This window comes from Kangiella sp. HZ709 (genome assembly GCF_009674675.1).
In the GTDB taxonomy this organism is placed as follows: Bacteria; Pseudomonadota; Gammaproteobacteria; order Enterobacterales; family Kangiellaceae; genus Kangiella.
Genome location: NZ_WKJC01000001.1, coordinates 156,159 through 171,871 on the forward strand (window position 1 = coordinate 156,159; position 15,713 = coordinate 171,871).

The window sequence follows — 15,713 nt, forward strand, 5'->3', positions numbered from 1 at the left end:
TTCAAATAGGATTCTTATTATGAATTTGCATGAATATCAAGGTAAGCAACTTTTTAGAGAGTATGGTTTACCAGTGTCAGAAGGGTATGCAGTTGATAACCCACAAGCAGCTTTTGAAGCGGCAGGTAGCATCGGCGGTGATATGTGGGTGGTAAAAGCTCAAGTTCACGCGGGTGGTCGTGGTAAAGCTGGTGGCGTAAAAGTTACGGGTGATAAAAACGAGATCAAAGAGTTTGCTCAAAAGTGGTTGGGGAAGAACTTAGTAACTTATCAAACGGATGCAAATGGCCAACCAGTCAGTAAGATCTTAGTTGAGACTTGCACAGATATTGCTGAAGAGTTATATCTTGGAGCGGTAGTCGATCGTTCAAGTCGTCGCGTGGTATTTATGGCTTCAACTGAAGGCGGCGTTGAAATTGAAACAGTTGCTCATGAAACTCCAGAAAAAATCTTGAAAGCGACTATCGATCCATTAGTTGGCGCTCAGCCGTACCAAGGACGCGACTTAGCTTTCCGTTTGGGTTTAAAGGGTAAGCAAGTTAAGCAGTTTACGCATATCTTTATGCAATTAGCGAAAATGTTTACCGAAAAAGATTTGGCGCTTTTAGAAATTAATCCTTTAGTCATTAAAGAAGATGGTGACTTACATTGTTTGGATGCAAAAATTGGCATCGATTCTAATGCTTTATACCGTCACCCAAAATTACGTGAAATGCACGATCCGTCTCAAGAAGATGAGCGTGAATCTCATGCTGCCAAGTTTGAATTAAACTATGTTGCACTAGATGGCACTATTGGTTGTATGGTTAATGGTGCTGGTCTTGCGATGGGCACTATGGATATCATTAAATTACACGGTGGCGAGCCGGCAAACTTCTTAGATGTTGGTGGCGGGGCGACTAAAGAGCGTGTTACCGAAGCTTTTAAAATAATTCTTTCGGATGAAAATGTTAAAGCAGTATTGGTAAATATTTTCGGCGGTATCGTACGTTGCGATCTAATTGCTGAAGGTATTATCGGTGCGGTTAAAGAAGTGGGAATCGAAGATCCAGTGGTTGTACGTTTAGAAGGTAACAATGCTGAATTAGGTTCAAAAGTATTGGCAGATTCAGGTTTGAATATTATCGCTGCTACCAGTTTAAGAGATGCTGCTGAGAAAGTTGTAGCTGCAGCTGAGGGAGCTAAATAATGAGTATTTTAATCAACAAAAACACTAAAGTTATCTGCCAAGGCATCACTGGCTCGCAAGGTACTTTCCATACCGAGCAAGCTATTGAATACGGCACTAACATGGTTGGCGGTGTGACTCCAGGTAAGGGTGGTCAAGAACATTTAGGCTTACCAGTTTTTAATACTGTAGCTGAAGCAGTTGAGCAAACAGGCGCAGAAGCGTCGGTAATTTATGTGCCAGCACCATTTTGTAAAGACTCTATTTTAGAAGCTGCTAATGCGGGTATTAAATTAGTAGTTTGTATCACTGAAGGCATTCCAACAATGGATATGCTGGATGCCAAAATTGTGTGTGATAATTTAGGCGTACAATTAATTGGCCCTAACTGCCCAGGCGTTATTACTCCAGGCGAATGTAAAATTGGCATTATGCCAGGTCATATTCACTTGCCGGGTAAAGTAGGTATTGTTTCTCGCTCGGGTACATTAACCTATGAAGCGGTCAAGCAAACAACCGACGCAGGCTTTGGTCAATCTACCTGTGTGGGTATTGGTGGCGACCCAATTCCTGGTTCAAACTTCATTGATATTTTGAAGATGTTCCAAGAAGACCCTGCAACTGAGGCTATCGTAATGATTGGTGAGATTGGTGGTTCAGCTGAAGAAGAAGCAGCTGCATTTATTAAAGCTAACGTTACTAAGCCAGTGGTTTCTTACATTGCAGGTGTTACAGCGCCTCCAGGCAAGCGTATGGGCCACGCCGGTGCAATTATCGCTGGTGGTAAAGGTACTGCAGCCGAAAAATTTGCCGCGCTTGAAGATGCAGGTGTAAAAACTGTACGTTCATTAGCAGATATCGGTAAAGGTTTAAAAGAGATTACGGGTTGGTAAAAGTTAACCCTTTAACAAAAGCCGCTCTTGTAGCGGCTTTTTTAATGCTATTTTTAGTGAAATTTAGTGTAACTTACTTTATATTGAGAGTGTCATATGGCTAACAAATAACAGGCTTTATATGTCTTTTTCAAAGAGATTACCAACAAAAGTAATAATCAAGGCGCAGAAAGGCGATAAATTCGCTTTAACCACTATTTATCAGGAATTTAAGGTTCCAGTATTTAACTTAGCCTACAAAGTTACATTAAATACGGCTGCATCTGAAGATATCCTGCAGCAAGTTTTTGAAAAAGTTATCAATAAGATTATATTTCTTGATAATCCCAGCACATTCAATGGCTGGATTAAGACCATTACATATAGAGCCTCAATTGACTACATTAACAAAAAGAAACTTCACGTAGATTTAAGTCTTGTTGAAAGTGGCAATGTTGATTACGAGAAACTGTTATTTTCAATTAATGAAGAGTCTCTTGATATTGAGAAGTATTTAAAGAATCTAGCGGACCGAGAAAGAGTGGTCTTAATATTGTTTGTAGTCGAAGGTTATTCGCATAGAGAAATCGGAAATCTTTTAGATATAACAGAAGGTAATTCTAAGCAAATTTACAAAAGGCTCTTAGCTAAGCTCTCTAAAGTATCAAATCTTGCTGGTTACAGCGGAAAACAGAAAAGCTTATAGGTTTTATATATGAATTTAGATAACCATTCAGAAAAGAAATTTTTTGCCGTAATCAATCATGAAATTGAGCAGTTACAAGCACCTAATATAAATGAAAGTTGTGACGATAAGATTTTAGAATTAATAAATTCTGGCTCCAACAACAATAACATCAGAGCTAAGTATTTTGCTAATTGGAACAAAAAGGCTCTGGCATCTGCTGTATGTGTAATAGCCTTCAGTTTGTTATTTTTTATTCCTAATCAAATAAAGCAAGGCAAAATAAATACCGCTATTGCTGATTCAAAAGCTTTGGAAAATAAAATAAGTCAAATCAAGTCTAATGATCTTGACCCTTTGATATACTTGGCTGCACAAAGAGTTAATAATGAGATCAATAATATTGATCGGGTTATTTTTGAAATTTATAACTCTAATCAATTCTATGAGAGCCAAGAAGAAGAAACCATAGAACTGTGGAATCAAAGAATTAAAAAGCTATCAGAATTACAATATATTTACGAGAACGGTCTTGCGGCTAATAAAATCTAAGGGTTTCATGTGAGAGTTATAGTTTTAGGGATTGTTATGCTTCTTGTCCCATCACCATCATTTGCTCAAGAGCTCAAAAGCCAAAAATCTAAGATGTTGGCCAAAGAGCTAAAAGAAACTATTAATGATGCAATCACAAGAATCATTAGGTATGAAAAGGAAATTTCGCCGGAAGCAAAAATTGAGTTTAACTTAATTCAAGACAATGAAGAAACTCAATCCTTTGGTTTGATTCTCAAGAAAGACAGCACAAGTGTCATCTTAGTAACTCCTGGTAGTAATGCTGAAAAATTTGGTATTAAATCTGGTGATGTGATTGATAGTTTTCGTGTCAATGGGCTTGATGTTGATTTAAGGAAACCTGTCTTATTCAAAAATGGAGATAGAATTAAAGCCACTCTGACGAGAGGGGCGACAAAAGTAGAAATCTCTGATTACTTTCAATTACCTCAGTTACCTGCCTGGGAGCTAACCCTAGTTGATACTATCAATATATCTGATGAACTGAGTCAGCCGAAGCCAGAGTATGCAGCGAATAGTTGTGGGCATATATCGACTTATTTTAGACCACCTCCGTCAAAATCAATCTACCCAGCATCAATAGATAGAGTAAATGAACAAAAACTGAGAACTGAAGACAGAATTATAAAAGTTAAACCAGGTAAGTATACTCTTATGATTAAAGAGTTAATCCCTTATCGTGAGACTGTACATATTAGAAGGTTTAATAAAGCTGAAAAACCTTTACAACTTGAGATTACAGTTGAACCTAATAAAGATTATTATATTGGTGCAAAGTTTGATATGGCTCAAAGGTATGCTAAAGCAGGTTCTGAATTTTGGCAGCCTGTGATTTGGAAAATTGCTGATAAAGACTGTGAATTTTGATTTATGTATTCAAAGAAAACTTTTGATTTCTTAGAGCAACTCAAGCTAAACAACAATAGAGAATGGTTTAATGATAATAAAGAAATATATGAAGACATCATCCGTACTCCTACTTTGCATTTGATCGAATCTTTTAAGCCTTACTTAAATAGCTTAACACCACAATTTGTTGCCATTCCCAAAAAGATTGGTGGCTCAATGATGCGACCTTATCGAGACACTCGTTTCTCAAAAGATAAAACGCCCTATAAAACTAATGTAGGTGTTCAATTTCGTCATCAATTGGGAAAAAATGTTCATGCGCCAGGATACTATTTCCATATTAGCCCTGACGATTGCTTTATTGGAGCGGGTATTTGGCACCCAGAATCAAAAGCTTTACGAAATATTAGGGAGTTGATCGATCAAGCACCCGGTGCATGGAATAAAATAAAGAAAAATAAATTCCTGAGTAATGACTTTGAATTTGTTGGTAGTGTATTAACTAACCCACCAAGAGGTTACCCAAAGGATCATCCGAATATTGATGATCTAAAACGCAAAGATTTTATTGTGATAAAAAACGTTAAAAGAAAAGAACTTTATTCAAAAGACTTACCGCAGATCCTGCATAAAGAATATAAGAAAACAGAACCATTAATGCGCTTTTTATGCGAAGCACAAAACCTTAATTTCTAGTGACGTATTTCCTTTATTTAAGAAAATCTTTAGCGGTGTTAATGAGTTGGTTTTTATTAAATATAAAATGACGTTTCTTGCCGCCTACCTGACGCCATAATACAGCACTTCTGATAGCACCCAATAATAAGGCTCTAATTAAATGTTGGTTATTAGACTGCTCTAAATATTTACTGTTGCCTGTAACCTGGATCTTGGTGGGTAAAGTCGAGATACTATCTTTATAAGTTCCAGCTAGCTGCTCAATAGTAGAAAAATGTATTTCTTCATCAGTATCTTTATAGTCTACTAAACGATTAGCTTGCGATATTCTACCAGCGATTAATTCTAATAGTTGTGGCTTGCTAGCTAGTTGCTTCTCTAAAGTAATAACATTAATCAAGTAACGCCCAAAGTCAGGCTCCGTTTTGCTACCGGAGAGTTGCGCAAGAATTGATTTAAAACCAGTATTTAAATTATTAATGTCACCGAAAATTGCTTCGGTAGACTCTGCTTCTAGTTTTAAAGATGCCTCGAATAAAGTCTGCATATCTTCTTTATTGGCCTGTCCATTGCGAGCGATAGATTGTACGCAGTCGATCGCTTGACAGACTCCGGCTAGCGCTATGGTAATTTCTTTAAAGTTATCGTTCGAGTTAAAAAACATATTAGATTCTATTTATTTGATCGATGATACCACCGCCAAGGCAAGTGTCATCTTGATAAAAAACTACAGATTGCCCCGGCGTTGCAGCACGCTCGGGTTGCGCAAACTCTACTAGCCATGAGTCATCGTCAATGCGACTGACTGTGCAAGCAACATCTTCCTGTCGATAACGATTTTTTGCCGTACAACTGAAATTAGTATCTGGGGCTGTACCTGCGATCCAATCTAATTTCTTTGCTATTAAAGAGTTACTCATTAAAAGAGGGTGCTCATGGCCTTGTGCCACAATTAAAACATTTCTTTCTAAATCTTTATCTACACTAAACCAAGGGTCTTCACTGGCATTAGCAAGACCACCAATCCCCAGCCCTTTTCTTTGGCCAAGAGTGTGATACATCAAACCATTATGTTTACCAATGACCTTGCCGTCTGGTGTTTCTATGTCTCCAGGTTGAGCAGGTAAATATTGCTGTAAAAAATCACTAAACTTTCTTTCACCAATGAAACAAATCCCTGTTGAATCTTTTTTCTTGGCAGTAATTAAATCTTGTTCTTCAGCTATTTTTCTTACATCAGGCTTATCAAGTTCGCCCACTGGAAATAACGTTTTACCTATCTTGTCATGGCTCACTGCATACAAGAAATAGGATTGGTCTTTATTGGGATCTAAGCCACGCATTAAAGTGGCTTTGCCATCTTTTTCTCCACGTCGAACATAGTGGCCCGTGGCAATATAATCTGCTCCTAGTAATTGCGCATAATCTAAAAAAGCTTTAAATTTTATTTCTTTATTACACATAATATCTGGATTGGGTGTTCGTCCAGCACGATATTCTTCTAAGAAATATTCAAAAACATTATCCCAGTATTCAGCAGCAAAATTGATCGTTTTAAGAGGAATATCTAGTTTGTCACAAACAGCTTGCGCGTCGGCTAGATCTTCTGCTGCGGTACAATATTCGGTATCGTCATCTTCTTCCCAATTTTTCATAAACAAGCCAGTGACTTGATAGCCTTGTTTTTTCAATAAGTATGCTGAGACTGAAGAGTCAACACCGCCTGACATGCCGACGATAACTTTAGTTTCAGAAGTTGGTTTTTTATGCTGTTGTTGGTTCATAATTGATAATTATTCAGGAAGCTAATTCCAGTCGATTGAAGAAGTTCTTCATTATTGCTGAAGGCCAAAGACTCTAATGGTGTTCTTTTGCCTAAGAGGTAATCTTTTAAACAGTCGACAATTAAACCACTTCTATGTTGTGGCAGAATATCTAGTATTTGTTCTTTGCTCATCCAATGGGCGGCAATAATATCGGCATCTTGAGGTTCAGGTTTCTTATCTCCAGAGATATAGCCTGTAAAGCAAAATCTCAAGTAGTAATGGTTATTCGCTGCTGGATTCAATAAATAGGTACCGACTAAAGCTGTTGGTTTAAAATCTAAACCAGTTTCTTCTGCAACTTCTCTAATAATAGCGTCTTTTATAGATTCATTTTCTTCTAAATGACCGGCAGGTTGATTGAAGACGATTTCGCCATTGGAAGCGTGTTCTTCTACCATTAAATACTTACCTTGATTTTCTCCACGGCCCTCAATAACAGCCGCTACAGTGACATGAACAGGTAACATATATGAATTCTTATTGAATAGTGACGCTATTTTAGCCTATTTGATCTTTTAGCTAAACCTTTAGCGAGCTTGTGTGAGCTATTCTTTTGTCCATTTCTAACTTTGCTTGGTAAACGCCTACGTTTACTGTTGTTTTCACTAGGCACATCCACTTCGATCGACTTATGTTCTCCAATTGTTAAATCATCCAAATGCCATTCGCCAATAGCAGCTCGAATAAGACGTAAGGTAGGAAAGCCGATGGCTGCCGTCATACGACGAACTTGTCTGTTTTTTCCTTCTTTAATTTTAATTTCTAACCAGCTTGTAGGAATGTTTTTACGTTCTCTAATTGGCGGATTCCTGGGCCAAACAGTAGGTGGGTCAATAACCTTAACTCTGGCTGGTTTAGTTATATAATCTTGAATTTCGACACCATGCCTTAAATCTTCTAAATCACTATTAAAAGGCACACCTTCAACTTGCACCCAGTAGGTTTTTTCCATTTTATTTTTTGGGTTAGCGATCTGGTGTTGCAGCAGGCCGTTATCGGTCAATAGCAGCAAACCCTCTGAGTCTTTATCCAAGCGACCGGCAGCATACACATTCGGTATTTTAACGAAATCAGCAAGGGTAGAATCACCATCCTCGCCAGTAAACTGACAAAGCGTATTAAAGGGCTTATTGAACAGTATTAACTGTGCTGTTTGAGACCTATTAGAGTTATTTCTGCTCAAGTTTTAGACAGGTGCATATGTGTTGGGCTCATTGTAACTCTATTTTCAAAATTTTACAGGCTTGATAGGTCGGTTAGCGGTGCAGATGGCATCATTTTGACGTATAATGCGCGCCATTAAATCACTTGGATTTGTCAAAACCGTCATATCCAACTTCAAGAAGCAGAACACAGGATAAAGTATGTCTAAAATTATCTATACGATTACTGATGAAGCTCCAGCGCTAGCCACTCAATCATTTTTACCCATTGTAAAAGCTTTCACAGCTGCCGCGGGAATTGAAGTCGAAACTAGCGACATTTCTTTAGCTGGACGTGTTTTAGCGGTTTTCCCGGATTATCTTAAAGAAGAACAGCGTATTGTGGACGCATTAGCTGAATTAGGCGTATTGGTTAAACAACCAGAAGCAAACATCATTAAGCTGCCAAATATCAGCGCTTCTATTCCTCAGTTAAAAGCCACAATCCAAGAATTACAAAGTGATGGCTTTGCGGTACCAAATTATCCAGATAACCCTGCTAATGATGAAGAAAAAGACATCAAAGCTCGTTATGACAAAATTAAAGGTTCTGCGGTAAACCCTGTATTGCGCGAAGGTAACTCGGATCGTCGTGCGCCAAAAGCCGTCAAAAATTATGCGAAAAATAACCCACACCGTATGGGTGAATGGTCGTCAGATTCACAATCTCATGTAGCCAGTATGACGGCAGGGGATTTCCGTAGTAATGAACAATCGGTAACGGTTTCAGAAGCAACGGATACTCGTATTGAATTAGTGGCTAACGATGGTTCTGTTACTGTATTAAAAGATTCGGTGCCTTTGCAGGCAGACGAAGTGATGGATTCAACTTTTATGAGCGTTAAAGCTTTAAATGACTTCTTAACAAAGGAAGTGGCAGATGCTCGCGAATCTGGTGTTTTGTTCTCTTTGCATATGAAAGCGACCATGATGAAAGTTTCGGATCCAATTATTTTTGGTCATGGTGTTCGCGCTTATTTTGCTGAATTGTTTGCTAAGCATGGCGATACCTTCAAAGAGCTAGACGTTAACGTTAATAACGGCTTTGGTAACTTAGTGGGTAAATTAGAGCAGCTTTCTGCAGAGAAACGCGCTGAAATAGAAGCTGACATCAAAGCCATTTATGAGTCTAATCCTGACCTAGCGATGGTAAATTCAGATAAAGGTATTACTAATTTACACGTGCCTTCTGACGTAATCATTGATGCTTCTATGCCAGCCATGATTCGTACCTCTGGTCGTATGTGGGGGCCTGATGGCAATCCTCGTGATACTAAAGCTGTCATTCCTGATAGCTGTTATTCGGGTTTATATGAAGCGACCATTAATTTCTGTAAGAAGCATGGCGCTTTTGATCCTACTACTATGGGTACAGTGCCTAACGTTGGATTAATGGCGCAAAAAGCTGAAGAGTATGGCTCGCACGACAAAACTTTTGAAATTCCAACAGACGGAACGGTAAGAGTAGTTGATGGCAATGGTAATGTTCTAATGTCGCATCAGGTTGAATCTGGTGATATTTGGAGAGCTTGCCAAGTTAAAGATGCGCCAATTCAAGACTGGGTTAAATTAGCCGTTAATCGTTCACGCTTATCAAATACACCAGTAGTTTTCTGGTTAGATAAAGACCGAGCTCATGATGCGCAAATCATCAAAAAAGTAGAACAGTATTTACCTGAGCATAATACGGACGGTTTAGAAATTCATATTATGGCGCCTATCCAAGCGACTGAGTTTACTTTAGCTCGCGTTAAAGATGGCAAAGATACCATTTCTGCTACCGGTAATGTATTGCGTGATTACTTAACGGACTTATTCCCAATCTTAGAGTTAGGGACTTCTGCGAAGATGTTATCCATCGTGCCATTAATGAATGGTGGCGGCTTGTTTGAAACGGGTGCGGGTGGTTCAGCGCCTAAACACGTTCAACAGTTTGAAGAAGAAAATCACTTACGTTGGGATTCATTGGGTGAGTTCTTAGCTTTAGCGGTTTCACTAGAGCATATGTCACAAACTACCGGCAATAAGAAAGCTCAGGTATTGGCTGATGCTTTAGATAATGCGACAGAAGCTTTATTGCTTAACGGTAAATCACCATCACGTAAAGTGAATGAGCTTGATAACCGTGGTAGTCATTTCTACTTAGCCATGTATTGGGCACAAGAATTAGCTAAGCAAACCGACGATGCTGATTTAGCTACTCAATTTGCGCCATTGGCAGAAGCTTTAACTAACAACGAAGCTAAAATCGTTGAAGAGTTAAACTCAGTACAAGGTCAAGCAATGGATATTGATGGTTATTATTCGCCGAGCATTGAGTTGATGGCGAAAGCGATGAGGCCGAGTGCAACTCTTAACTATGCGTTAGCTGCTCTATAAGATTATTTATCTTGTTCAAAAGGCACCTTAGGGTGCCTTTTTTGTACATGGTTTTTCTTCATTCCCGCGCATGCGGTAATCTTGTTGAGATTGAGCTTTGCTCACCTAAATATTAAGGGACAATTATCGCGGATTCTAAACTTCGACTGTTATCAGCCCAAAACTTCAAAGCTCTTCTTGAGCTTTCTTTGTCAAACTGATTACCTCTAAGAGAAATATAATTTAAGAAATTAATAATAGAGTTTCTTTGCGCAAAATTTATCTTTTTATATTTATTGAAAGTAAAGCCTTTGAAAGAAAGGTTTGTTTCTAATGGGTCTAAATGGAAGATCACAGAAGTGGTTATAATATCTACTGATAAGTCTAAATGCTTAATTGAATATCTCATATAGGCGGGAAGATAATATAGAAACTCACCAGATTCCATATGTGCTAGAACACATTCACTTATTTTTAATCCTTTATCAGTTAACTCTGTCCAGTGTTTATCTGTTCGGTTGACTTTGGCTAGAAATCACTCTTCATCGGTAATTTCTCCAGCCATACCTTTTTCATATGTTAGAACAAATTGTGCTAGTGATGTTTCTGGCTTAGTGACGCCCCAAAAGTTTTTTCTATCTGTTTTATTACTTCAGCAGCATACATATTTTAAATTTATAGCTTTTATTTGTATAGATTAAGTTTTCATTATATCTTGAGGCTCATTAATAACAATATTCAATCTACTTTGATGAAAGCAATTGATTTAAGAAGCGATACAGTAACGCAACCCACTGAGGGTATGCGCAAGGTAATGGCTGCGGCGGCGGTTGGTGATGATGTTTTTCAAGACGATCCGACGGTTAAGAAGCTTGAAGATAAATTGGCGGAGATGTCGGGTAAGGCGGATGCTTTGTTTGTTCCGTCGGGAACCATGTCGAATCTGGTGGCTTTATTAAGTCATTGTCAGCGCGGTGAAGAGTACATTGTAGGGCAGGGTTACCATACCTATTTGTATGAAGCGGGTGGGGCGCCGGTTTTGGGAAGCGTTATTCCGCAAACTTTGCCTGTAGAAAAAGACGGTACCTTAGATTTAGATAAGGTGGCATCAGTGATTAAAGTAGATGATGTGCATTTTGCACGTTCAAAACTCTTGTGCCTTGAAAATACCCATAACGGTAAAGTGATTTCTTTGGAGTATATGCAAAAGGCTTATGACTTTGCCAAGTCAAAAGGTTTGTCAGTTCATTTAGATGGTGCGCGTGCTTTTAACGCCATTACTGAATTAAACTGTGAGTTAAGCGACTTAGCGCAACACGCAGATTCAGTGTCTATTTGTTTATCTAAAGGTTTGGGCGCGCCAGTGGGTTCTGTGTTATGCGCTGATAAAGAAATTATTCAATGGGCACGTCGTTGGCGAAAAATGGTTGGCGGTGGAATGCGTCAATCAGGCGTCTTAGCCGCTGCTGGAATTTACGCACTTGATGAGCATGTGCAAAGATTAGCGATTGATCATGCCAACGCTAAAGTGTTAGCGGAGCGTTTACTAGGTATTCCTCAACTGTCGATTAATAAAGATTTAGTGCAAACCAATATGCTGTTTGTGAAAACGGATATGGAAACTGCAACCAGCCTTGCAAATCATTTAAAGCAGCACAATATTATTATTATTCCATCGGAAACTATGCGCTGGGTTATGCACTTAGATGTCAGCAGTTCTGATGTAAAGTTTGTGTCTGAAAAAGTGAAGGAGTTTTTTGCATGATTGTTTATTTTGCTGGCTTGTTAGTAGTAGGCTTAATCTTTATGTATTTATCCAATAAACGCGCTAGCCCGGACTTTAAGCAAAATGAATTAACCGGCGTTAGAACTGTAGAAACTCTTGCTGATGAAGACATTTGGCGTAAAGTTAATTTGCGCGCGGCCTTATATTACAAGCATTGCGGCTTAAGTTTTATCGCTCTGGCATTTGCCTCATTAGTTTTTGCGCGAGGTATTCTTGCTTTGTTAGTTTTTGTAGCTGCGGTAATTTTTATTGTGATTTTAATGTGGCGCCATGAGTATTTAAAGGAATATGCCAAAGAGCTCTATGCTGAAAAATATCCTGAAGCAATTGAAGATGATAAAAATAATTCTGAAGATGAAGAATAATTAGGGAATAAAAGCCTGACTTTATCGTTAAGTCTATAAAGGAGGCTGTTATGCAAAACATTATTACTTTATCGTTTATCGCTTTTTCAGTGTTGTTAATCTTGTTGTCTTTGCCATTAATGTTTAACAAAATAAAACCAAACTGGTGGTACGGTTTTAGAACTCCCGCCAGCTTGAACAACCCTGAAATTTGGTATTCCGTTAATCAAACCGCCGCCAAGCAAAGTATCGTGCTTGGTATTTTAATGATAATTGTGTCATTAGGCCTTTATTCCATGGGTGACATGACGGTGGATGCTTCGTTAATTATTAATTCGTTAGTAGCCACAACTGGCTTGTTGGTCATCGCTATTAAGGGAGTGGCGACCATCAGAAAGCTTTCGAGCAAATAATGTTAACCGACTAGAAATGCTAGTCGGTTTTCTTTTTTATACGCCTATTAATTAGTCTTCAAATTCAGCAATAGTTTGTCTTTGTCTGTTGACTATTAATTGGGTTACATCGGGTCTTGAATAATGGCCGGTAACGTCAATTAAGGAGCGCTCTTTTCGTACCTCATGGTGATCAATCTCTACAATGAAAATACCTTCTTTGCCAACTTGCGGTTCCAACAACCACTCGCCATTTGGCTTCGCAACACATGAAGCGCCGTTGGCCATTGAATCGGGCATTAAATCAATTATCTTATCGTAAAAAGGTAAATCTTTTGGTATCTGTTCTTTGATTAAAAATCCTGAAACCGATACAGCATAGCTTCGTGATTCCTTGGCTACAAAACGAGTAATATCATGTGTGTTGTGATCGCCACCTGGCCAAACTGCCACGTGTAAATCTTCGCCTTGAGCGTATAAAGAAGTTCTGGCTAAAGGTAGCCAGTTTTCCCAACAGTTAAGTCCGCCAAGGGTAAATGCCTCTAGAGCGTGAGTTCTTAAGCCATGCCCATCGCCATTAGACCAAACTAGACGTTCCTCATAGGTTGGAACTAGCTTACGGTGGTTTGAGCCTATAGCACCGTTTTTATCAATATAAATAAGCGAACAATAAAGACTATGGCCTGAGCGGTCATGGGCTCGTTCGATAATTCCTAAATAACAGGCAATGTTATGATGTTTACAAGCGGCTTGAATGCTACTTAGATCACCAGCTTTGATGTTAACGGCTTGAGAAGAATAGTAGGCAAACAGAGACTTTTGAAAGTCATCATTGAATTTTGCGCCACCAGTATTTTCCACCCAAAAAGGGTAGCCAGGTAATAAAGACTCTCCAAAACAAACCAGATCTGAGCTTTTTTCCGCAGCCTGCTTGATTGAGTCTATTACTTTATCGATAGTGGCTTCTTTGTTTAGCCACACTGGTGCTATTTGCGCTAATGCTACCGTTATTTTCTCATTCATGGATTTATCCTTTGCTTTGGTTTTGATACAAGGCTACAGCCCCTACTGCAATAAATTGGAGTTGTTTTTTGAGTCGTTGTTGCAGTTCGTTTTGTTTTTGTTTTGATAAATCCAGTGCATCAGCACCAGAGTTAAAAACTAAGGTAACTAAACCTTCTGCTAAGGGGTAGGCATGTTCTTGTGTATAACTATTTTCGGCAATGAGATAATCTGTCAGTTCATCTTTAAAGTGATTAATTTCTCGCGCTACCGCATCTCTAAAAGCTGGTGAAGTGCCTGAGCGCTCCCTGAGTAGTAATCTAAAAATATTCGGATTCTTCTGCACAAACTCCATAAAGGTATCAACGGATGTATTGATGACACTGCCTTTCTTTTCAATACGTTTCCGGGCTTTGCGCATTAATTGACGAAGGGTGACACCACATTCATCAACTAAAGTTAGTCCTAATTCCTCCATATCCGCAAAATGCCGGTAAAAAGAGGTTGGAGCAATACCAGCTTCTCGAGCAACTTCACGCAAGCTTAAGTTGCTAAAGCCGTGTTCAGCAGTTAGTTGAGTAAGCGCCGCATCAATGATTGCCTGCCGCGTTTTTTCTTTTTGTAAAGCTCGTGTTTCTGCCATAATCATCCCCGGTTGATTCTTGAACAGTATAAAAAACAATTAGTTAAGTGTACAGGTGTTCGCTGAATTGCCTTTATCAAAATTAATGGTATACTAGCTTCTAATTTAAGCGTACATGTGTACGCTCAATAGCGATTTAATAGGGTTGTCAGTAATATGCAAAAGTCTAAATCTATTTTGGTTTGGAAAAATATCATATTTTTTAGTGTGAGCTTTTTAGTAGCCATTACCATAGTGCCTTGGTATGGATTCGCTTATGGTTTTGATTTATCACCATGGATTTGGGGAACAGTACTGTGGTTGTTCTCCAGTACCGCAATTTCTATGGGTTACCACCGTTTATGGTCACATAGAGCTTATGAAGCTAATCCAGTGTTACGTGCGATATTAGCTTTTGGTGGTTGTTTGGCCTTACAAAATAGTGCGTTACATTGGTCTTCTGATCATCGTATCCATCACAAGCATGTCGATCATGATCATAAAGATCCTTACTCAGCAAGCCGTGGTTTTTGGCATTCGCACATTGGTTGGTTGCTTAAGCGCGAAAACCAAGACAAGCGTTATGATGAACAGTACGATCGTTGCCCTGATTTAAAGCGCGATCCCATTGTGATGTTTCAACACAAATACTATTGGAAGATAGCTATTTGGGGAAATATTCTAGTGCCAGTGGTGTTGGGTTTAATTCACGGTAATGTCGTTCAGATGGTATTAATTGCTGGCGTATTTAGATTGGTGTGGTCACATCACTTAACCTTTTTTATTAATTCTCTAGCTCACATTTGGGGAACTCGTCCTTATACGGAAGAGAACTCTGCTCGCGATAATATTGTATTGGCAGTTTTAACCGGTGGCGAAGGTTATCATAATTACCACCACAAATTTCAATACGATTACCGCAATGGTGTTCGTTGGTGGCACTTTGATCCATCAAAGTGGTGGATTAAAGCTTTAAGTTGGATTGGAGTTACTAAAAACTTGAAAGTGGTTTCAAAAGACAAAATTGAAAAAGCAAAAGCAGAAACATTGTTGTTAAAAGCGAAGGAAAAAACGGCTCATTTACACAATGCAGAAGAAATCATGCAAATGCTGCAGTCTGAATATGAAGAATTAGTGGCGAAGCTGAATGAAGTTTACGTAGCTAGAAAACAATGGGTTGAAGCGAAAAGAGATAAGTTGTCAGAAACTTATGAGAATTTAGATTTAAGAAAAGAATACCAACAACTCAAAAGGAAATTTGAATTACAAAAGGCAATTTGGTTACAGCTTGCAAAACAATACGCATAACCAATCACCTTTATAAAAGCTCCTTAGGGAGCTTTTTTATTGCCATTG

At 38.7% G+C, this 15,713-nt stretch carries 17 protein-coding genes and 1 pseudogene; 11 read left to right on the plus strand and 7 right to left on the minus strand.

Features of this window, described 5'->3' with window-relative positions:
• Positions 1–19: 19 nt before the first annotated feature.
• The 6 genes from sucC (at position 20) to GJS41_RS00800 (ending at position 4,843) form a co-directional block, all read left to right on the plus strand.
• Positions 20–1,189, plus strand: a complete 1,170-nt coding sequence (gene sucC, locus GJS41_RS00775; RefSeq protein WP_154245443.1) for an ADP-forming succinate--CoA ligase subunit beta — start codon at positions 20–22, stop codon at positions 1,187–1,189.
• Complete coding sequence (sucD, locus tag GJS41_RS00780) at positions 1,189–2,061, plus strand: succinate--CoA ligase subunit alpha (RefSeq protein WP_154245444.1); 873 nt, start codon at positions 1,189–1,191, stop codon at positions 2,059–2,061. Before sucC ends, sucD begins: the two co-directional genes overlap by 1 nt.
• Positions 2,062–2,182: 121 nt before the next feature.
• On the plus strand, positions 2,183–2,746 hold the full coding sequence (locus GJS41_RS00785) for an RNA polymerase sigma factor (protein ID WP_154245445.1): 564 nt from the start codon (positions 2,183–2,185) through the stop codon (positions 2,744–2,746).
• A gap of 9 nt (positions 2,747–2,755) precedes the next feature.
• Positions 2,756–3,277 carry a hypothetical protein gene (locus tag GJS41_RS00790; protein WP_154245446.1) on the plus strand — a complete coding sequence of 174 codons (522 nt, stop codon included), beginning with the start codon at positions 2,756–2,758 and terminating at the stop codon, positions 3,275–3,277.
• Positions 3,278–3,286: 9 nt separating this feature from the next.
• The gene (locus GJS41_RS00795; RefSeq protein ID WP_154245447.1) at positions 3,287–4,165 is read left to right on the plus strand and encodes a hypothetical protein; all 879 of its coding nucleotides are present in this window, start codon (positions 3,287–3,289) and stop codon (positions 4,163–4,165) included.
• A 3-nt stretch (positions 4,166–4,168) separates the two neighbouring features.
• Positions 4,169–4,843 (plus strand): DUF2461 domain-containing protein, encoded by a 675-nt coding sequence (locus tag GJS41_RS00800; protein ID WP_154245448.1) that lies wholly within the window; start codon positions 4,169–4,171, stop codon positions 4,841–4,843.
• A gap of 13 nt (positions 4,844–4,856) precedes the next feature.
• On the opposite strand, the gene hflD is transcribed toward GJS41_RS00800, so the two are convergent.
• The 4 genes from hflD to GJS41_RS00820 are packed head-to-tail and all read right to left on the minus strand — an operon-like array spanning position 4,857 to position 7,834.
• Positions 4,857–5,489 carry a high frequency lysogenization protein HflD gene (gene hflD / locus GJS41_RS00805; RefSeq protein WP_154245449.1) on the minus strand — a complete coding sequence of 211 codons (633 nt, stop codon included), beginning with the start codon at positions 5,487–5,489 and terminating at the stop codon, positions 4,857–4,859.
• Between the two features lies 1 nt (position 5,490).
• Positions 5,491–6,609, minus strand: coding sequence for a tRNA 2-thiouridine(34) synthase MnmA (gene mnmA, locus GJS41_RS00810; protein WP_154245450.1), 1,119 nt, complete (start codon positions 6,607–6,609; stop codon positions 5,491–5,493).
• Entirely contained in the window at positions 6,606–7,118 is a 513-nt protein-coding gene (locus GJS41_RS00815; RefSeq protein ID WP_154245451.1) for an NUDIX hydrolase, read from the minus strand. Before GJS41_RS00815 ends, mnmA begins: the two co-directional genes overlap by 4 nt.
• 26 nt (positions 7,119–7,144) lie before the next feature.
• Positions 7,145–7,834, minus strand: coding sequence for a pseudouridine synthase (locus GJS41_RS00820; RefSeq protein WP_154245452.1), 690 nt, complete (start codon positions 7,832–7,834; stop codon positions 7,145–7,147).
• Between the two features lie 181 nt (positions 7,835–8,015).
• Between GJS41_RS00820 and GJS41_RS00825 the strand changes: the two genes are divergently transcribed.
• On the plus strand, positions 8,016–10,232 hold the full coding sequence (locus GJS41_RS00825; RefSeq protein ID WP_154245453.1) for an NADP-dependent isocitrate dehydrogenase: 2,217 nt from the start codon (positions 8,016–8,018) through the stop codon (positions 10,230–10,232).
• A gap of 112 nt (positions 10,233–10,344) precedes the next feature.
• Here the strand turns inward: GJS41_RS00825 and GJS41_RS11630 are convergent.
• Positions 10,345–10,716: pseudogene (locus tag GJS41_RS11630) on the minus strand (DUF6714 family protein); the annotation flags it as partial.
• A 246-nt stretch (positions 10,717–10,962) separates the two neighbouring features.
• Here GJS41_RS11630 and ltaE point away from each other — a divergent pair.
• Genes ltaE through GJS41_RS00840 form a run of 3 tightly spaced genes read left to right on the plus strand, consistent with a single transcriptional unit; the run spans position 10,963 to position 12,754 of the window.
• Positions 10,963–11,976 carry a low-specificity L-threonine aldolase gene (gene ltaE, locus GJS41_RS00830; protein WP_154245454.1) on the plus strand — a complete coding sequence of 338 codons (1,014 nt, stop codon included), beginning with the start codon at positions 10,963–10,965 and terminating at the stop codon, positions 11,974–11,976.
• Entirely contained in the window at positions 11,973–12,362 is a 390-nt protein-coding gene (locus GJS41_RS00835; protein WP_154245455.1) for an SdpI family protein, read from the plus strand. Before ltaE ends, GJS41_RS00835 begins: the two co-directional genes overlap by 4 nt.
• Positions 12,363–12,412: 50 nt before the next feature.
• Positions 12,413–12,754 carry an SdpI family protein gene (locus tag GJS41_RS00840; RefSeq protein ID WP_154245456.1) on the plus strand — a complete coding sequence of 114 codons (342 nt, stop codon included), beginning with the start codon at positions 12,413–12,415 and terminating at the stop codon, positions 12,752–12,754.
• Between the two features lie 51 nt (positions 12,755–12,805).
• On the opposite strand, the gene GJS41_RS00845 is transcribed toward GJS41_RS00840, so the two are convergent.
• Together GJS41_RS00845 and fabR are read right to left on the minus strand one after the other, a co-directional pair.
• Positions 12,806–13,756 carry a carbon-nitrogen hydrolase family protein gene (locus tag GJS41_RS00845; protein ID WP_154245457.1) on the minus strand — a complete coding sequence of 317 codons (951 nt, stop codon included), beginning with the start codon at positions 13,754–13,756 and terminating at the stop codon, positions 12,806–12,808.
• A gap of 4 nt (positions 13,757–13,760) precedes the next feature.
• Positions 13,761–14,378, minus strand: a complete 618-nt coding sequence (gene fabR, locus GJS41_RS00850) for an HTH-type transcriptional repressor FabR (protein WP_154245458.1) — start codon at positions 14,376–14,378, stop codon at positions 13,761–13,763.
• A 156-nt stretch (positions 14,379–14,534) separates the two neighbouring features.
• Here fabR and GJS41_RS00855 point away from each other — a divergent pair, with 156 nt between their 5' ends.
• The gene (locus tag GJS41_RS00855; RefSeq protein WP_154245459.1) at positions 14,535–15,665 is read left to right on the plus strand and encodes a fatty acid desaturase; all 1,131 of its coding nucleotides are present in this window, start codon (positions 14,535–14,537) and stop codon (positions 15,663–15,665) included.
• Positions 15,666–15,713: the final 48 nt, after the last annotated feature.